At 67.9% G+C, this 18125-nt stretch carries 17 protein-coding genes; 9 read left to right on the forward strand and 8 right to left on the reverse strand.

Annotated features, from left to right (window positions below):
- Nucleotides 1–4 precede the first annotated feature (4 nt).
- The 7 genes from JWN97_RS14710 to JWN97_RS14740 form a co-directional block, all read right to left on the reverse strand.
- Nucleotides 5–1102: a glycosyltransferase gene (locus tag JWN97_RS14710; protein WP_297624213.1), complete on the reverse strand. Its 1098-nt coding sequence runs from the start codon at nucleotides 1100–1102 to the stop codon at nucleotides 5–7.
- Nucleotides 1103–1152: 50 nt separating this feature from the next.
- A complete protein-coding gene (locus JWN97_RS14715; protein ID WP_297624035.1) occupies nucleotides 1153–1797 on the reverse strand; it encodes an acetyltransferase in 645 nt (214 codons plus the stop codon).
- Nucleotides 1790–2401 carry a sugar transferase gene (locus JWN97_RS14720; RefSeq protein ID WP_297624038.1) on the reverse strand — a complete coding sequence of 204 codons (612 nt, stop codon included), beginning with the start codon at nucleotides 2399–2401 and terminating at the stop codon, nucleotides 1790–1792. The genes JWN97_RS14715 and JWN97_RS14720 overlap by 8 nt, the downstream gene beginning before the upstream one ends.
- Complete coding sequence (locus tag JWN97_RS14725) at nucleotides 2398–3543, reverse strand: aminotransferase class I/II-fold pyridoxal phosphate-dependent enzyme (protein WP_297624041.1); 1146 nt, start codon at nucleotides 3541–3543, stop codon at nucleotides 2398–2400. The genes JWN97_RS14720 and JWN97_RS14725 overlap by 4 nt, the downstream gene beginning before the upstream one ends.
- Entirely contained in the window at nucleotides 3540–5402 is a 1863-nt protein-coding gene (locus tag JWN97_RS14730; RefSeq protein ID WP_297624044.1) for a nucleoside-diphosphate sugar epimerase/dehydratase, read from the reverse strand. Before JWN97_RS14730 ends, JWN97_RS14725 begins: the two co-directional genes overlap by 4 nt.
- Before the next feature lie 160 nt (nucleotides 5403–5562).
- Nucleotides 5563–7350 (reverse strand): DUF4012 domain-containing protein, encoded by a 1788-nt coding sequence (locus JWN97_RS14735; protein WP_297624046.1) that lies wholly within the window; start codon nucleotides 7348–7350, stop codon nucleotides 5563–5565.
- Nucleotides 7351–7429: 79 nt separating this feature from the next.
- Nucleotides 7430–7840 (reverse strand): hypothetical protein, encoded by a 411-nt coding sequence (locus JWN97_RS14740; RefSeq protein ID WP_297624048.1) that lies wholly within the window; start codon nucleotides 7838–7840, stop codon nucleotides 7430–7432.
- A 216-nt stretch (nucleotides 7841–8056) separates the two neighbouring features.
- Between JWN97_RS14740 and JWN97_RS14745 the strand changes: the two genes are divergently transcribed.
- From JWN97_RS14745 to JWN97_RS14770, 6 genes are all read left to right on the forward strand, one after another.
- Nucleotides 8057–9439, forward strand: a complete 1383-nt coding sequence (locus tag JWN97_RS14745) for a polysaccharide biosynthesis tyrosine autokinase (protein ID WP_297624050.1) — start codon at nucleotides 8057–8059, stop codon at nucleotides 9437–9439.
- A gap of 827 nt (nucleotides 9440–10266) precedes the next feature.
- Nucleotides 10267–10572 (forward strand): 2Fe-2S iron-sulfur cluster-binding protein, encoded by a 306-nt coding sequence (locus tag JWN97_RS14750; RefSeq protein WP_297624053.1) that lies wholly within the window; start codon nucleotides 10267–10269, stop codon nucleotides 10570–10572.
- A 32-nt stretch (nucleotides 10573–10604) separates the two neighbouring features.
- Nucleotides 10605–11885, forward strand: coding sequence for a Rieske 2Fe-2S domain-containing protein (locus JWN97_RS14755; protein WP_297624055.1), 1281 nt, complete (start codon nucleotides 10605–10607; stop codon nucleotides 11883–11885).
- 11 nt (nucleotides 11886–11896) lie between these two features.
- Nucleotides 11897–12388 carry a hypothetical protein gene (locus tag JWN97_RS14760; RefSeq protein ID WP_297624058.1) on the forward strand — a complete coding sequence of 164 codons (492 nt, stop codon included), beginning with the start codon at nucleotides 11897–11899 and terminating at the stop codon, nucleotides 12386–12388.
- 5 nt (nucleotides 12389–12393) lie between these two features.
- The gene (locus tag JWN97_RS14765) at nucleotides 12394–13191 is read left to right on the forward strand and encodes a 3-methyl-2-oxobutanoate hydroxymethyltransferase (protein WP_297624216.1); all 798 of its coding nucleotides are present in this window, start codon (nucleotides 12394–12396) and stop codon (nucleotides 13189–13191) included.
- A gap of 15 nt (nucleotides 13192–13206) precedes the next feature.
- Nucleotides 13207–14055: an alpha/beta hydrolase gene (locus tag JWN97_RS14770; RefSeq protein ID WP_297624061.1), complete on the forward strand. Its 849-nt coding sequence runs from the start codon at nucleotides 13207–13209 to the stop codon at nucleotides 14053–14055.
- A gap of 54 nt (nucleotides 14056–14109) precedes the next feature.
- Here the strand turns inward: JWN97_RS14770 and JWN97_RS14775 are convergent, their stop codons facing one another.
- Nucleotides 14110–15027 (reverse strand): hypothetical protein, encoded by a 918-nt coding sequence (locus JWN97_RS14775; RefSeq protein WP_297624063.1) that lies wholly within the window; start codon nucleotides 15025–15027, stop codon nucleotides 14110–14112.
- 97 nt (nucleotides 15028–15124) lie between these two features.
- On the opposite strand from JWN97_RS14775, the gene JWN97_RS14780 reads away from it, so the two are divergent.
- Genes JWN97_RS14780 through JWN97_RS14790 form a run of 3 tightly spaced genes read left to right on the forward strand, consistent with a single transcriptional unit; the run spans nucleotide 15125 to nucleotide 17969 of the window.
- On the forward strand, nucleotides 15125–16276 hold the full coding sequence (locus JWN97_RS14780; protein WP_297624066.1) for an alcohol dehydrogenase catalytic domain-containing protein: 1152 nt from the start codon (nucleotides 15125–15127) through the stop codon (nucleotides 16274–16276).
- Entirely contained in the window at nucleotides 16273–16980 is a 708-nt protein-coding gene (locus tag JWN97_RS14785; RefSeq protein WP_297624069.1) for a 4-carboxy-4-hydroxy-2-oxoadipate aldolase/oxaloacetate decarboxylase, read from the forward strand. Before JWN97_RS14780 ends, JWN97_RS14785 begins: the two co-directional genes overlap by 4 nt.
- A complete protein-coding gene (locus JWN97_RS14790) occupies nucleotides 16977–17969 on the forward strand; it encodes an amidohydrolase family protein (protein WP_297624072.1) in 993 nt (330 codons plus the stop codon). The genes JWN97_RS14785 and JWN97_RS14790 overlap by 4 nt, the downstream gene beginning before the upstream one ends.
- Nucleotides 17970–18125: the final 156 nt, after the last annotated feature.

Consider the following 18125-nt stretch of genomic DNA (forward strand, 5'->3'; position numbering starts at 1 on the left):
GTGTTCATCGCGTTCGCTCCAACCCACACAGGTCCACGGCGAAGTCGACCAGTCGCAAGCAGACGACTGACTGCTCGAAGGCCGCCTCCACGCGCTTGCGGCCCGATTCCCCCATCGTCGTGCGGAGTTCTGGGCTAAGAAGAAGCCGCTCCAGTGCATCCGCGAGTGCGTAGGAATCGCGTGGAGGAACTAGAAGTCCGGTGACACCATCGACTACCGAGTCAATGGCGCCGGTTGCTGTTGTCGTGACGACGGGACGACCTGCCGCGCCCGCCTCGAGTACTACGTTGGGAAATCCTTCACGCCACGAGGGAAGACACAGTACGTCCAGGTCCATCATGACCTCGGGCATATCGGACGCAAAGCTCATGTAGGAAGTGCGCGGAGTGACAGCGATTCGGGGAGCCAAGTCTGGCTCCTCAATCTTTCCGAAAATCCTTGCTTCGAAAGCGCATCCCCGTTGAGTGAGGAGCTCCAGTGCCTCGAGTAGCTCTATGACGCCCTTGTCCCGCCGAACTCTTCCGACGAAGCCGATAACAGGTCGCACCCGAGGTTTCGGGGGCTCGTATCGGAACCTGCTCAGATCAACGCCATGAGAACTGCCCTCTCCCAGCACCGTCACCGAAGCGCGTCGCCGGATAGACCTCTTTATGGCGACCGACAGACTCTCGCTGTTCGCCAACGTTGCATCTGCAAAGGCGACAGTCGCCGCCTCAAGGCCCTCCAGCAGTTGCTTCAGCGGGAACCTGAGCGCTTCTGAACGACGGCCCCATGCGAGGTGCAAAATCTTCGCATTGGTTCCTGCAATCCTGCCCGACAAGACTCCCACTAGGCCTGCAGCCGGAGTCGCCGAGATGACAAGGTCAGGCCCCAGTCGCCTCACAAGCCTCGTCGCGTTGACCAGAGCTCTAAGCATCGCAACTGGAGCGAATCCTCGATGAAGAGGGATTGCATGCGAAGCCGCGCCGATCTCTCGAGCCGTACCGTCAAGCTCATCGCCCGGAGCGCTCACGATGTCGACCGACCAACCGCACGCCAGAAAGGCGCCGGCTATCGGCCTCACGAAGTGCGCGACGGTCGTCGGACTGGTGACGAAGATCATCACCCGCGGGCCTGGCGATCTGCCGCGCGTCGACGCTGAGCACCGCGACTTCACTTTGCGGGAACACCCTTTACAGTCGAGCCAGCTAGCACATTCCGCACCACGCAGGCCGCTGCGCCCACAAGTGCCCCTCGCCCGACAACGAGCTGATTCAGCACGACGGCGCCGACGTCAACAAGGACCTCGTCTTCGATCACGCAGTCGCCCGAAATGGACGACGCTGGATTCATGCTGACAAAGTCGCCCAGCGTGGTGTCGTGGCCTATGGTCACATTGGGATTGAGGTGCACGTGCCTGCCCAGTTGGATGTTAGTGGTCACCCGAGCGCCGGCGCAGACTACGGATCCAGATCCGATGGTCACTAGGGAGCCGATGGTCGCCTGCGGGTGAATGAGCGTCGCCGCTGCAAAGCCCGCGGCGTCGAGGCGTTCGGCAATACGTCGTCGCACCGTGGGTGATCCGATGCCCACGACGTAGCGCGGGCGGACGTCGAGCTTGATCAGATCATCGAGTGAACCGAGGTACTGGAGGCTCTGTGCCTGCACGCGAGAGGCGCTTGCAGGAGAGAGCGAGTCGTCGACAACGCCGAGAAGTCGCCATAACGGCGAGGCGGCAGTGACGTTGATGGCCTCCACAACGTCAGCAGTCTCACGTCCGAAGCCACCGGCGCCGACGATCACGAGGTCTTCAGGCACGGCGCGATCCCGAGAACTCTGACATCGTGACCTCGCCTGCGGCCGAGATGCCGTCCCGCCGGATCACCTGCACCAGCGTCCACCAGACGATCTTCAGGTCGAGCATCAGGCTGCGGAGGTCGACGTACTCGACGTCCTTCGCGAACTTCTCGTCCCACGTGATGGCGTTGCGGCCACTCACCTGCGCGAGCCCAGTCACACCAGGACGAACCTCGTGGCGGCGCGCCTGCTCGGGCGTGTACCGATCGAGGTATCGCACCAGCAGCGGCCGCGGTCCGACCAGACTCATGTCGCCGCGCACTACGTTCCACAGCGTCGGCAGTTCGTCGAGGCTGGTCGAGCGTAGGAAGGCACCGAAGGGCGTCATCCGCTGCTCGTCCGTGACGAGCCCGCGGGACTCGTCCGGCTCGAGCATCGTGCGGAACTTGGCCAGCTCGAAGATCTCACCGTCCTTTCCGGGTCGCAGCTGATGGAAGAGGACCGGCGAGCCGAGCTTGCGCCGCACGAGGACGGCGAGTGCGAGTTGCAGCGGGGCAGACAGGACCAGCGCCGCCGATCCCACCACCACGTCGAGGCCACGCTTGAAGGGGTCGTAGGGCTTCACGCCGCCGTCACCCCGAGGATCGCCCGCTCGATGCGCTCAAACTCGCTGTCCGTCAGCACGGAGCCGGCCGGAAGTGTCAGACCGCGCTCGAAGATGCGCTCGGAGGTCCCGTCGAGCACGCCTCGCAGCCCCTTGGACACCGGCTGGAGGTGCATCGGCTTCCAGACCGGACGGGTCTCGACGTTTGCGCGTCCGAGAGCACCGCTCAGGTCAGCAGCCGTCCACGAGGACACGTCAGGGTCGACGACGATCGGGGTCAGCCAGCAGTTGTCACCCGCGTCATCGGTGCCGCCGAGGATCGAGACACCCGGCTGGTCGGCGAAGAGCGCGCGATAGCGCTCGCGCCACTCGCGACGGCGCGCGACCATGTCGTCGAGGCGGACGAGCTGCGCCCTACCCATTGCAGCCAGGATGTTGGAGAGTCGGTAGTTGAAGCCGACCTCGGTGTGCTCGTAGTGCGGGACCGGTTCGCGCGCCTGCGTGGAGAGCTTGCGGACGTGGTCGGCGAGGGTTCTGTCGTGCGTCAGCAGCATGCCGCCGCCCGAGGTCGTCATGATCTTGTTGCCGTTGAACGACAGGACCGCCGCGTCGCCGAAGGAGCCTGCGGGGCTACCTTGGTGCGTCGCGCCCAGTGCCTCAGCCGCGTCAGAGAGCACCTTGGCGCCGGCGGCGGCAGCGATGGGCACCAGGGCGGAGTAGTCCGCGGCCTTGCCGAAGAGGTCGACCGGGACCACTGCGGGGGCATTGCGGTCGTCCGCGCGCAACGAGGTGAGCGCCTGCTTCAGCAGCTCGGGACTCATGTTGCCGGTCTCGTCGCAGTCGACGAAGAACGGCTCGGCGCCGACGTAGCGGATCGCATTGACCGTCGCGGCGAAGGTGAAGGTCGAGACGGGGACGACGTCGCCGGGGCCGACGCCCCACGACACCAGGGCGAGGTGGAGGGCGGCCGTGCCGGACGCGAGCCCCACCGCGTGCGCGACGCCGACTCGTTCCGCGACCTCCGCCTCGAAGGCGTCCAGGTCCGGACCGGCAGGCGCCACCCACCCCGACCGCATGGCCCGCATGACGTAGTCCTGCTCCAGGACACCCACGTCGGGCGGGGACAGCAGGATGCGCGGCTGGGTCTCGATGTCGACGGTCATGTTGCCTCTCCATGCTCACGGCCGTATCCGTGGGCTCCCAACAGTTCCGACTCGGACCCGTGCACCCAGTCCTCGAAGGCCTGGAGCAGCCCGAGGTGGTGGGAGCCGAGATCGAAGGAGCGGACGACGTCGACCGACAGCGGCTCCACGTGCGCGTGGGAGACGAGGGGGTGCTTGGACCGCTCGTCGCTCTCCGCGGCACCGAAGAGCTCCTCGTGCAGCTTCTCGCCGTCACGGAGTCCGGTGTAGACGATCTCGATGCTCTTGCCCGACATCGCGATGAGCTGCTGGGCCATGTCGACGATCCTCACTGGCTGGCCCATGTCGAGGATCATCACCTCGCCGGCCTCGCCGATGGCGCCGGCCTGGATGACGAGCTGCACCGCCTCCTCCACCGTCATGAAGTAGCGCGTGACCTCCGGGTGGACCACGGTCACCGGGCCACCGGCCTCGATCTGGGCGGTGAAGGTGTGCAACACGGAGCCGCGCGACCCGAGGACGTTGCCGAACCGCACGCTGAGGTACGCGCCCTCGGCACGGCGGGCCATGTTGGCGGTCAGGCGCTCGGCGGCGCGCTTGGAGTAGCCCAGGACGCTGGTCGGGTCGGCCGCCTTGTCGGTGGAGATGTTGACGAAGGTGGTCACGCCGACCGCGGCCGCAGCCTCGAGGACGTTGGCCGTGCCGAGCACGTTGGTCTTCATCGCCTCGTGTGGATACTGCTCGAGCATCGGCAGGTGCTTGAGCGCGGCGGCGTGGAAGACCACCTCTGGGCGGCGGTCCTCGAAGACGCGGCGCAGGGCGACCTCGTCGCGGATGTCGTTGAGCACCACGTCGGGGCTGTCGAGGAGGGCGCGGCCGTGGATCGAGAGCTGCACGCCGTGCAGCGCCGACTCGTCACGGTCGAGCATGATCAGCTCGGCGGGACTGAAGCGGTGCAGCTGGCGGCACAGCTCGGAGCCGATGGACCCGCCGGCGCCGGTGACCAGCACCCGCTTGCCCGTGACGTAGCCGGCGATCGAGTCGAGGTCGGTCTGGATGGCGGCGCGGCCGAGCAGGTCGCGCATGTCGACGTCGCGCACGTCGCGGACGTCGGCCTTGCTGGCGAAGGTCTCGGCGAAGAACGGCAGCACCTTGGCGGTGATGTCGAGCTCGGTGCAGCAGTCAACGACGGCCTTGATCAGCTCCTTGCTGGCGCTGGGGATCGCCACGACCACCGTGGTCGCACCCGTGGCACGCACGACGCGCTCGAGGTCGGCGACCGCGCCCAGCACCGGGACGCCGAAGTGGCGTCGCTTGCGCATCCACGGGTCGTCGTCGAGGAAGCCGACCGGCACCAGGCCGGAGTCGGGGTGGCTGCGCATCGAGTGCACGAGCCGGGCACCGCTGGCGCCGGCACCGACGACCAGGGTGCGCTGGCCGGCACCGGCCGTCAGCGGCGCCAGCCGCAAGGTGAGCCGTCGCCACAGCGCTCGCGTGGTCAGCATCAGGAAGAAGCCGAGGAAGGTGGCGGTCAGCGGGAGGCTGCGAGCGATCCAGAGGGGGTCGGTCAACGCGTTGGCGCCGAAGACGACCAGGCCGGCCGCTGCCGTCGCGGTTCCCAGCAGGAGGGTCTCCTCGTTGGTGGCGACCCCGACGCGACCCCGGTAGAGGCGTCCGACGAGGCCGATGACCCACTGGAGCGCAACAGCCCCGGCGACCACGAGCGCGGCATGGCGCCAGGGAACTGGAGAAATCCCGTCGTAGCGCACCACGACGGCGAACAAGTAGGCGGCAACGAGCGCCAGCGCGTCGAGCGCCATCAGCATCGCCGTCCTGCGTCCGCGCACAGCAGACTCAAGCCCGAGCACAGTCATCGACATGTCCCCACACGTGTGAAACGCCTCGTAGAGGCAGCAAGACCCAGTTCCCCAAGAACGGTCGCTGCCGACCCTAGGTCAGGCCCGCCTTGACGTGTCACCGTCTCGTGGCACAGACGTGGCAAACCACCCCTGAGGGCCAACGTTTGGGGGGTGGTCTCCATCACTCCTGCCCTCCGGCACACGGCGCGGGGACGAACTGCTTGCCACCGCCACGCTGCACGCCGGGCGTGCTGATCAGCTCGACGCCCCCGGAGTGGCCTGCGCCCGAGGTCGCGCGCCACGTCAGGGTGACCACGTCGCCCGGCTCGAGGAGGATCGGCACCGACACGATGGGTCGGCCCTCGAAGGTCCGATTGGTGCCGGTCGACTTCACGCCGTTGACCACGACGTCGGTGATCTCTCCGCCAGTGGGCGCCACGAGGTCGAAGACGTTGAGGTGGTCGCCCCGCGCCACGCCGTACGTCCCCGGCCCGGTGACCGTGGACGGCAGCGACGCGGCGTCGGCCGGCGCGGTGGAGTGGATCCGGAGCGAGCCGCTGAAGCCGATCACGCCGGCCGCGCACGAGACGCTGCTGATGCGGGCGCCGTAGTCGAGGAAGTAGCCCATCTTGGACCCGGTGGCGTCGTTGACGTAGACGCCCGCCTGGGCCGCTCCCCCCGACCCGGTCGGGAAGGCGCCGGCGACGCGGGTGCCGTCGAGCAGGTCCTGCTCCGCACTACTCGCTGAGTGGACGAGCAGGCGCCCCTCGGTGGCGCCGCGCGAGAGCGCGGTGACCAGCGCGGAAGGGCTGGTGCGCGGGTCGAGGAGCCGGTCGAACGTCGTGGTGAGCACCTCGGCGAAGAACGCGTCCTCGGCCGCGGGGTCGTCCTGGTAGCGCAGGTAGGGCTCGTGGAGGATCTCGTCGACGAAGGTGTTGCTGGTCAACCGGCGACCGTCGACCGTGATGGGACCCGTGGCCTGGAGCAGGTAGGACAGGGCGACCGGGTCGACAGAGATGACCCCGTCGACCTCCTGCCCGGTCTCGACCTTCCACCGGGCGGCCATCAGCTCGCTCGCCCGCTCGAAGTCGGGGATGAAGACGGCGTCCTGGAAGTAGGTCCCGGGCTGGTCGAACCAGATGCGCCGCTCCTGCTCGGTGAGCGGCAGCACCGGCTTGTCGAGCTCGCCGAACTCGCTGGCCGCGACCGTGCCACCGAGGGTGATCGTGCCTCGCTCGGCGCGCAGGGGTGCCATCAGGCCGGGCATGCCGCCGAGCGACCGGGGCTCGGCGTTGTTCTGGAAGACGAGGAGGTAGTCGCGAGGTCCGTCGCCCCCGAGCATCGCCGGCAGCAGCTCCGCGGCCCGGGTCGCGCCGTCGAGCGTGCTGACGCCCTCGTCGACCTCGCGGATCAGCGCCTCGAGCTGCGGTCGCAGCTCGCGGACCAGCCCCTCGAGCCGGATGTCGTCGAGCTCGGCCTGCGCCTCGACGAAGCCGTCGCGCGCCTCGGCGAGCGGCGCGGCGGCGCGAGCGACGCGGTCGACCGGGAGCCGCCCGTCGCGCGGCGCGAACGTCGCGGCGCTCAGCCCGCTCCCGACGAGCGGACCCGCTCCGTCACGCGCCACGATGTCGACGGCGCGGGAGACACGGGCCGTGGCGTCGAAGTCGTCGCCCAGCGCCGGCAGCGCGCTGAGCACCTGCCACGTGGGACCCGACGTACGGTCGGCGGCGGCACCGGCGTGCGACTGGAGGGCGTCGACGACCGTGGCGGCGTCGTCGCCGTCGCCCGCCAAGGCGCCGGGCAGGGCGACCGCCTGGGCCCTGGCAGCCGTCAGGTCACGCTGGACCTGCCAGACCGTCCAGCCTGCCCAGAGGCCACCGGCCACCAGCACGGCGAGAGCCGTCGCAAGTGGCCAGCGCCACCGGCGCCAGGTCGGGCGCTCCGCGCGCTCGCGTGTGGTCTTCGCCACAGTCAATTACCCCGTCATGACTGCTGCCCACCGGCTTCGCCTGGTGGGCAGCAGATCGTTGGAACGTGTGGAGCCTGGATCAGAAGCGGTTGCGCACCTTGATCTTGGACGTCGAGGCCTCGCAGTTGCGGAACACCGACGTGCGCTTGGTCGCCGTCTCGAAGTCGACGTAGTAGTTGCCGTTGCGAGCGAACCGGAAGAACTTCACGCTCGACTGCTTCTTGGCGCCGCTCCAGAAGAAGCCGGACTCGACCGCGCCGCCGCCCTTGCGGGTCACGGTGTAGGTGACGCGGCTCTGGGGCGTGATGTTGCCGTCTGCGGTCCACTTGAACGTGACCTTGACGCGGTCCCCGGGGCCGACCTTGGAGTCAGCGGCGACGGCGACGCACGCGGTGTCGATGGAGCGCGGGTAGGGGGCCGCCTGGGCGGAGGGAGCGATCAGCATGGTGCTGAGCGCGACGAACGTGGTGGCGATGGCCGTCTTCTTCATGCTGAAGAACCTTCCGATGGCTGTGTGGGATCGTCCCCTATTTGTTTTCGATCCGAGCCGACCCGGCGGCAAGGTGTCCTTGGCTGGGTCGGCGGGGGAAACCGTAGCCCAAAAGTACACAGGACGGTAAATGAACGGTAAATCCGGTCAAGTTGCCCGGGCCGCCGCTCGTGGCTGACACTTGCCCCTCATCTGACTCTGGGGGAACACCACATCGTGGAACTGTCCGACTACCTGCGCATCCTGCGCCGCCGCTGGCGACTCGTGGTGGCAACCCTCCTGCTGGTGGTCGTCGCGGCGGCGCTGATCACGTGGCGGACGACCCCGCAGTACCAGTCCACGACCCAGCTCTTCATCTCCACAAGCGCCTCCTCCTCCGCCGAGGCCTACCAGGGCAATCTCTTCAGCAGCCAGCGCCTGTCGTCGTACGCCGACCTGGCCACCGGCACCGAGCTGGCCACCCGCGTCGTCGCGGCGACCAGCAGCGACCTCACGCCGGCGGAGCTGGCCGACAAGGTGACGGCGCAGGCCTCCCCCGAGACCGTCCTGCTCAACCTCTCGGTCACCGACCCCGACCCGGTCGTGGCCCAGCAGCTCACCCAGACCTACGGCGAGGAGCTGATGGCGCTCGTCGCCGAGCTGGAGACGCCGCCCGGGCGCAACCAGCCGGTCCTCAAGGCCACCATCGTCGACGCCGCCACCCTGCCCAGCGGCGCCATCTCCCCCAACCCCGTACGCAACCTGGGCCTCGCCTTCGTGCTCGGCCTGCTCCTGGGCGTCGGGCTCGCGGTGGTGCGCGAGCTGCTCGACACCAGCACCAAGTCGGCCGACGACGTGACCACGTCCCTGGAGGCGCCGATTCTTGGCACCTTTGCCTTCGACAGCGAGGTCGGCAAGCGTCCGCTGCTCACCCAGCTGACCTCGCACGAGCCGCGCTCCGAGGCCTTCCGGGTGCTGCGCACCAACCTGTCCTTCGTCGACATCGACGCGACGTCCAAGGCGTTCGTGGTCACCAGCGCGCTGCCCGGCGAGGGCAAGTCGACCACCGCGGTCAACACCGCCCTCGCGCTCCAGCAGGCCGGCGAGCGCACGCTGCTCGTAGACGGCGACCTCCGCCGGCCGCAGGCCGCGGAGCTGCTCGGCCTCGACGGCACGATCGGCCTCACCACGGCGCTGGTCGGCAAGGTCACCGCGACCGACGTGGTCCTCACGCACGGCTCCGGGCTGCACGTGCTGGCCTCCGGCGCGATCCCGCCCAACCCCTCCGAGCTGCTCCAGTCGCAGGCGATGGCCTCGCTGCTGCTCGAGCTGCGCGCGGACTACGACGTGATCATCATCGACGCGCCGCCGCTGCTGCCCGTCACCGACGCGGCGCTCATCGCCTCCCAGGTCGACGGCGCCGTGGTGGTCGTACGCCACGGACGCACCACCCGCGAGCAGCTCGGTGAAGCGCGCCAGCGCCTCGACGCGGTCGGCGCGAACACCCTCGGCGCCGTGTTCAACATGGTGCCCAGAAAGGGTCGCGGCGACTACGGCTCCGGCTACGGGTACGGCTATGGCTACGGCTCTGCCCCCGACGAGGCACCTGCCGGGACCTGATCGGCAGCGGCATCTGACCCATCCGTGGGACTTTGCCGGAAATCGTCACCGCGTTGTCAAGTCGTGCCTCTCAGTCGAGCTCGATGAGGAGCACGCCGCCGGCGAACATCCGGATGGCTGCCGCGAGTCGCGCGGTCATGCCGCTGGCGCAGATGCGCGCCAGCGCGTGACCCGACGCTTGGTCAGTTGGCGTCGAGCAGCTGGTGATGCAGGAGAACGCGAGATGGTCGGACCTACAGACCCCAAATCACGGATCCATGCCGGCCCACGCACGCCTTCTGCTGCCGCGGTGCAGCTTATGTCAAATCGGCCTCATCAGGTTGTCTAGGTCCTCGCGGAGCATCGCGAGCTCGCGCAGTCGCTGGTCGGGGGTCACGGCAAGATCATCCCAGCATTCCCCGGACGGCGACCCTGTTCGGCGTCGAATCCAACACGAGCGGTGCGCGAAGGTAGCCAGACTATTCGCGTGTTCGTTTCACCGAGTTTCGGTCGCGGCGGCGGCCAAGCGCAAGCGCCTTATCTGGGGATCGGCGACAGCGTGGAACCTCGAACTGGCGACATCGTCGTGACCCGCTCTTCCGGTCGCTCCCTCGGCATCACCCAACGCACGGGACGAGCCGAGGCCGTCCCGGCTTCGCGTAGGTGCCCGACAGCCGGGCGGCGACCAGGACGAGTACGACGAGATCGCACCTGTGGCGACGTGCGACGCCGCCGTGCCCCGTCGGACGATGCTCGATTCGAGACAACTTGACCACGCGGCAATCAGCGGGATAATGGTTAGGCCATTAGTCACGCGGTCAGGAGGATAGGTGCCGAAGGTCGTATATGTGGACACCGCGGGGGCCGAACGAGCAATCGAAGCGGACAGCGGCGAGACGGTCATGAGTGCCGCGCTCCGAACGGGTGTCCCGGGGATCCTCGGAGAGTGCGGCGGCAACAGCTCCTGCGCGACCTGTCATGTGTGGGTCCGCGACGAGTTCCGCGATGCGGTCGGCGTGCCGGGAGACCTCGAGGAGGACCTCTTGGAGCTCGGGGTCACCGAGCGCCGAGAAGGCAGTCGGCTCGGCTGCCAGATCGAGATCGACCACACCCTGAACGGCTTGGTCGTCGACGTGCCGCCCACCCAGCCCTGACACCACCACGATCGATCCGAAGAGGAACCACGATGCTGCGTCCTGATATCAACGATCTACTCAGCCAGACCGGCCCCGGCACCCCGATGGGCGATCTGTTCAGACGCTACTGGCAGCCCGTGCTCCTGGCCGAAGAACTGCCATCCGACGATTGCCCGCCGGTGCGCGTGAAGATCCTCTCGGAGCGGCTCATCGCCTTCCGCGACTCTGATGGCCGATACGGCCTCATGGATGAGTTCTGCGCGCACCGCGGAGTGTCGCTGTGGTTCGCACGGAACGAGCAGGGTGGCCTGCGGTGCCCCTACCACGGCTGGAAGTACGACGTCACGGGTCAGGCCATCGAGGTGCCCAGCGAGCCCGAGACGAGCAGCTTCTGCGCGAACGTCAAACTCAAGTCCTATCCGATCGTGAAGCTGGGCGACCTGCTCTTCGCCTACCTGGGAGATCCCGAAAGGCAACCGCCGTTGCCGGAATGGGAGCCCTACACCGTCCCCGAAGGTCAGGCGTTCACCTCCAAGCGGCTGCAGGAGTGCAACTGGCTCCAGGCGCTCGAGGGCGGCATCGACTCGAGCCATGTCTCCTTCCTGCACTCGGGCAACCTCGAGAGCGACCCGCTCTTCAAGGGAGCGAAGGGCAACCAGTACAACAGGGGCGACCTCATGCCGTCGTTCGAAGTCGTCGACTACGAAGGCGGGCTGCTGGTCGCCGCCCGGCGCAACGCCGAGCAGGGCCACTACTACTGGCGCGTCACGCCGTGGGTGCTACCCAACTTCACGATGGTGCCTCCACGAGGCGACCACCCCGTGCACGGTCACTTCTGGGTCCCGATCGACGACGAGAACTGCTGGGCCTACAGCTTCGACTACCACCCCACGCGCCAGCTCACTGAGCAGGAGGTCACGGCCATGCGGGCCGGCATGGGCGTGCACAGCGAGAACGACGACGCATACCGTCCACTCGCCAACAAGGACAACGACTACCTCATGGATCGAGACGCCCAGCGTCGCGGTGTCACCTATTCAGGGATCAAGGGCATCGCTCTCCAGGACTCGTCTCTGCAGGAGTCGATGGGGCCGGTCGTCGACCGGACCAAGGAGCGCCTGGTCGCCACGGACGCAGGCATCATCAAGGCGCGTCAGAAACTGCGCAAGGCAGCCATGGCTCTCCAAGAGGGCGTCGAGCCCGTCGGAAACCGCGCCAAGGACCAGAGGGTGCGGTCGGTGGCGATCGTCCTGCCTGCGGACCAGTCCTTCGTCGAGGGCATCGGCGACGCGATGATCGCCCGCCCCGGCGTCCCCCAGACCACGGTCTGAGGTGGATCCGCATGGCTGAGCGACTCTCGATACCCGCAGGTCCGAGCGCCTGCGCGCAGGCTGCCTCCTCGAAGGAGGCGGCGTACCGCATCGACTACACGCTGGCAGCGGCCCGCAACACCAGGGTGGTCGCACTGGATGACAGCGCCGAGCAGATCGTGCGTGACGCTGCCGCCCAGTCCTGGGGACAGGCGAGGTTCTACACCGCGACGGACCCCGGACACGAGCTCCTCTCGATGGAGGGTCAGCCCGTGCTGCTCGCCGACGAGCTGGAGGACAGCAACACGGTCATCCTCGTCTCGGTGACAGGCGAGAACGCCAAGGCCGTCACGACCATCGGCGCCACCTGCAAGGAGCGCGGCATCATGACGGCCGCGCTCGTCGTGACGCCCGAAGCCCTCACGAGCGCGGCCTTGTTCAACCTCCGCTCCCACGCACGCGTCCTGCTGCTACCCGCCGACGCCGACGACCTGGTGGAGTTGCTTAAGGCCACTCGCGCATGAGCCGGATGACGCTCCCACGGCTGCAAGCCATGAAGGAGGCCGGAGAGAAGAGTGTCTGCATCGTCGCCTGGGACACGCAGATGGCCCGGATCGCCGATCGTGCCGGCGCAGACATCATCTCGGTCGGGGACTCCGTCGGTGTCAACCTGTGGGGACATGCGCACCCCTTGGAGGTCACGTTCGAGGAGATCCTCGTCGTCGCCAAGGCGGTGCGGCGAGGTGTCTCCTCGGCCATGGTCAGCTGTGACTTCCCCTTCGGCCCCGTGCAGACCGGAGACGGCGTCGCAGCCGCCGTACGCCTGGCGAAGGAGGTCGGAGTCGACCTGGTCAAGCTCGACGGGGCAGGACAGTTCCCTGAGGTGGTCGAGGCGGTCACCCGAGCCGGGGTTCCCGTCTTCGCCCAGTTCGGCATCACCCCCCAGACGGCTCTGAAGTACGGCATCGCGTATTCGGCCGCCGAAACCGCGCAGGTTCCCGACGACATGCTCGATGAGCTCGTCTCCGAGGCGAAGCGGCTGGAATCGGCCGGCGCCGTTGCCCTGAACTTCACCAACTCCGGCCCCGTGGTCGGCCCCGCGGTGGTCGACGCCGTCGCCATCCCCGTGCTGGGTGGCTTCGGCGGTGGGCCGTGGCTGGATGGGCGGATCCGCATGTCGAGCGCCGCGATCGGCTACAACTCCGCGTGGATCGACGAGGAGCCCGACACGTACGCGAACGTCGGGCGGATCGCGTTCGAGGCCATCGCCGAGTGCGTCGCCGACATCCGGTCCGGACGTCAGATTCGCGGCGGAATCAACAGCTAGCAGGAGGCGAATTCCATGCCCATCGTAGACCTCGACGGCATCTCGACCCGGTACGAGACCGTGGGCGACGGTCCGCCTGTGCTCATGTTCAGCCCCGGCGGCTTCGACTCCAGCCTGGAGAACTGGACCTCTTTCGGTCGCTACCGCCAACTCGGCTTCGTCGACGCGCTGTCCGCGTCCTACACGTGCATCGTGTTCGACCGCCGCGAGTCCGGTCACTCCGGCGGACGGTTGGATCGGCTGTCCTGGCAGCACTACGTCGACCAGGCGGTTCGACTCCTGGACCACCTCGAGATCGAGTCGACACACGCCATGGGTGGCTGTGTGGGCTGCTCGACCGTCGCGTTGCTCGCCGTCAAGAATCCCGCTCGCGTGCGGTCGATGGTGCTCTTCTCGCCCGCCGGGGGCGTGCCGTATCGCGCCAAGCAGCTCGAACGCTTCGCTCAGCACCTCGGATTCGCGTTGGAGCACGGCCTCGCCGCCGTCGTCGACCTGGCCCGGACGAGTGGCAGTGGCTTCAGCAACGACCCCCGGGTCGGTCCCTGGGCGGCTGCCCTTCGCAACGACGATGCCTTCGCCGCTCACTACGTCGCCTTCGAGCTGTCTCGCTACTCGACCTTGGTGAGCGGGACCGCCCGACTGCTCTTCGACCGTGACACGGTCCCGGGGCCCGAGCCCGAGGACCTGCAGCTGTTGGACGTGCCCGCACTCATCGTCCCGGGTGATGACTCCTCCCACACGCCCTCGGCGGCCCGCTACCTGCAGGAGTGTCTCCCGCTCAACGAGTTCTGGGACGTCCCGGTCGTCGAGCAGACTCCCGCAGCCTCGACCGCCAGGGTCATGCAGTTCCTCGCGAAGCACTAGTGCACCGTCCGCATGCGTGCCGCGGCCGGTGGAGGGCGTCGGGTCGCCCGGCCCTCAGGACACGGGCACGAACACCCGACCCAGCGTCACCGGGGCGGCGAGGATGTGCTGGCGTGCGGCCTGGTCGAGAAGCTCCTCGATCACGTCCCGGTTCGGCGCCAGGCCGTAGGGCAGGGGATCGGCTCCGGTGACGTCCATGACGCGTCGGAGCAGGCGATCCTGCTCGGTCTCTTCCAGGCCGGCGGCCAGGTCCGCCACGTAGCGGCGCTTCGCCTCGGCGAACGCCTCGTAGACGGCGACGGCAACGTCCGGGTCCTCACGAAGAAGCTGATCGCGCAGCACCACGACGTGATTGATCGGGAAGATGCCCCGATCGCGCAGCATCTGCATCCCGGCGGCTTCCGGATCGGCGATGAGCGGCACGACATCGGGATGGTCGATGCCGGCACCGACGACCGCGTCGAGCTCGCCTGCCATCAGCATCTCCTCCAGCGAGCGCTCACCGCCCGCCGGAACGACATTCGACGGTGGGGCGTAGGCGGCGACGTGCTCGTCGCCGGACAGCACCCACGTCACGGAGTCCAGGTCGAGGCCGGCGTCGGCGAGAGCCGCTCGCCCCCACACGCCCGTGGTCACGGTGTATCCCCGGTTGACACCCACGCGTCCGCCGCTGAGATCAGCCGGCTCGTGGATGCGTCCCTCGCGCAGCACCTGGGTAGCGCCGTGGTGAAAGCCCCGCACCAAGAAGATGGGCAGGGCCGTGAAGGCCACGCCATGTTCCTTGGCGGTCAGGTAGGTGGTGAGCGCCATCTCCGCGACGTCGTACTCCAGCCCGCGGACCATCCTGCGAAATCCTTTGACCAGGACGGGTTCCTCCGCCACGCGGAGCTGGTAACCCGCGGGACGCACGCTGCCGTCGATCAGGGGGCTGGTAGCGCCTTGGCGCCGGGTCAGAGTCGAGAGGTCACGCATGTCGCTCCTGTTCCACAGGTCGCCGCCGACGGTCGACGGCGGATATAGATGGTACCTTTGGTCAGACCATTGAGCCAACCTGGATGCAGGAGCAGGGATGACTGAGAAGGTGCGCGCGGCCGTCCGGACCGCGCCGGAAACCACCGAGCTGCGCGAGCTGGACCTGCCGCGCATCGACGCCGAGTCCGCGCTGCTCAAGATCGAAGTGGCAGGCATCTGCGGGACGGACGTGAAGCTCTACAGCAACCCGCCGACGACCCCGGCGACGCGCGGCCCGGTCATCATGGGCCACGAGAATGTCGGTGTCATCGCCGAGGCGGGGAAGAAGTTCACGGCACGGCACGGGCTGCGGGAGGGAGACCGCGTCTTCGTCGAGCACTACGTCGCGTGCTTCAACTGCGAGTGGTGTCGCATCGGCGAGTACCGGCACTGCGAGGCCACCGACTGGCGCACCAACCCGGATGCCCGTCGGTTCGGCTACACGTCCGCCGACAACCCCGGAACCCTGTGGGGCGGCTTCTCCGAATACATGTTCCTGCCCTGGAACGCGGTGCTGCACAGGATCCCCGACGGCATCACCCCCGAGCAGGCTGGTCTGGTGATGCCCTTGTCCAACGGCATCGAATGGGCACTCCTCACGGCCGGCGTCGGCTACAACGACACCGTCCTGATCCAGGGACCGGGGCAACAGGGGTTGTCCCAGCTCGTGGCTGCCAAGCAGGCCGGAGCGGCTCAGATCATCGTCTCCGGCACCACGCGGGACAGGAAGCGATTCGACCTCGCCCTGGAGCTCGGCGCCGATGCCGTCATCGACGTTCTGAAGGAGGATCCCCGCGAGAAGGTCATGGACCTCACCCACGGACGCGGCGTCGACTACGTCCTCGATTGCACCTCACGCGCCGGCACGGCCCCCGTGCTGCTGGGAGTCTCCGTGCTCAAGCGGCGCGAAGGAACGCTGCTGATCCAGGGTGAGCTCGCCGCGTTCCCGGACTTCCCTGTCAAGGCCGTCACCGAGAAGGCCATCACCATCAAGTCGGCGCGCGGGCACTCCTTCAACGCCTGCGAACTCGCCGTGGCGCAGCTGGCGTCCGGTCGCTTCCCCCTCGAGAAGCTTGCTACCCACAGGTACGGCATCGACCAGGTCGATCACGCCATCCGAGTCCTCGCCGGTGAGACCGATGAGGACGCGATCCATGTCTCGATGATGCCCGAGCTCATCGGCCAGCCCGGAGGGGCGGTCACGCGATGAGCGGCCTGGTCGTCACCAATCCGCCGCGAGCAGACATCGGCGTCGCGGCACAGCTCGCCGCCCACGGCGTCGCGACGGTCCACGAGGCGCAAGGCCGGACGGGGCTCCTGGGATCTCACCTCAACCCCGTGTGGCCCGGCGCCCGCATCGGCGGTCCCGCCGTGACAGTGACCGTCGCTCCCGGAGACAACACCACGATCGCCGTGGCTGTCGAGCAGTGCCGCGAAGGTGACGTACTGGTCGTGTCCCCGACGGCACCGTGCGACATGGGCTACTTCGGAGACTTGCTCGCGACGTCCCTGCAGGCGCGCGGCGTGCTCGGACTGGTCATCGACGCAGGGGTGCGCGACGTCGCGGACCTCGAGGCGATGGGCTTTCCGGTGTGGTCGAAGTGCGTCTCGGCCGAAGGCACCGTCAAGGGGACGCTCGGCGACGTCAACGTCCCCATGGCGATCGCCGGCCAGATCGTCGCGCCGGGAGACGTGATCGTTGCCGACGAGGACGGCGTCGTGGTGGTGCCGCGACTCGATGCTGCTCACGTCCTGCAAGCCGCGGAGGCGAGATCGAAGAAGGAGGCAGCCTCCCGCGAGCGGTATGCGGCCGGGGAGATCTCCCTGGACGTCAACAACATGCGACCCATGATCGAAGCGGCCGGCGTGCGATACGTCGACCACGAGTCGTACCTGAAGGAGCGCCGGCGTTGATCATCGACATCCACGGTCATTTCACGACCGCGCCGAAGGCGCTCGACGAGTTCCGTGCCGCGCAGCTGCGCGGTGAGAGGTCTGGGCTCGCGCCGATCTCGGACGACGAGTTGCGGGAGAGCGTCGCGAACAATCAGTTGCGGGTGATGCAGGAGCGCGGCGGGGACGTCATGCTGTTGTCGCCCAAGGCGTCCGGGATGGAGCACCACGTCCCCGACCCGGAGATCGCCAACGCCTGGGCGGCCGTGTCCAACTCTCTCGTGCACAGAGTGAGTGAGCTGTACCCGAAGAACTTCGCTCCCGTCGCTCAGCTTCCGCAGACCCCAGCGGGAAATGTCGCCGGCGTCCTGGCCGAGATCCGCCGCACCGTCGAGGACCTGGGGTTCGTCGGCGTCAACCTCAATCCCGACCCGTCGGGCACCTGGGCGGGTCAGCCACTCACCGACCCGGCCTGGTTCGACATCTACGAGCTCCTCGAGGAGCTCGACGTCCCCGCCATGGTGCATGTCTCCACCGCGTGCAACCCCAACTTCCACACCCTCGGCGCCCACTACCTGAACGCGGACACCAGCGTCTTCATGCAGCTCCTCCAGTCCGACCTGTTCGAGCGCTTCCCCCGGCTGCGCTTCGTCATCCCCCACGGCGGCGGAGCGGTGCCCTACCACTGGGGCCGCTACCGCGGACTGGCGATGCGCTACGGCTGGCCCGATCCCTCGGACCTGCTCTCCCACGTCTACTTCGACACCTGCGTGTACCACCAGGCCGGCATCGACCTGTTGCTCGACGTCGTGCCCTCGACGAACATCCTCTTCGCGTCGGAGATGTTGGGTGCCGTTCGCGGCGCCGATCCCGACACCGGAGTGGAGTGGGACGACACGTTGGCCTATCTACGAGGCGCGTGGCTTCCCGCCCGTGACCGGGAGGCCGTCTTGTGCGAGAACGCGCTCCGGGTCTACCCGCGGCTCGCTGACCGTTTCCCCCGCCCGTAGGCGCGCGTCAGCGTGCGACGGCATCGACGTACATCCGCTCGCGGGCGGGATCACCCGGGAAGATCTCGATTGAATAACGACTCGAAGAATGGTTTGACCTTTATACCGATAATGTGAGCCGATAGGCCTGCGGCGTGACGGGCGTCACGGACGATC

Source organism: Nocardioides sp. (assembly GCF_025965415.1).
GTDB lineage: Bacteria > Actinomycetota > Actinomycetes > Propionibacteriales > Nocardioidaceae > Nocardioides.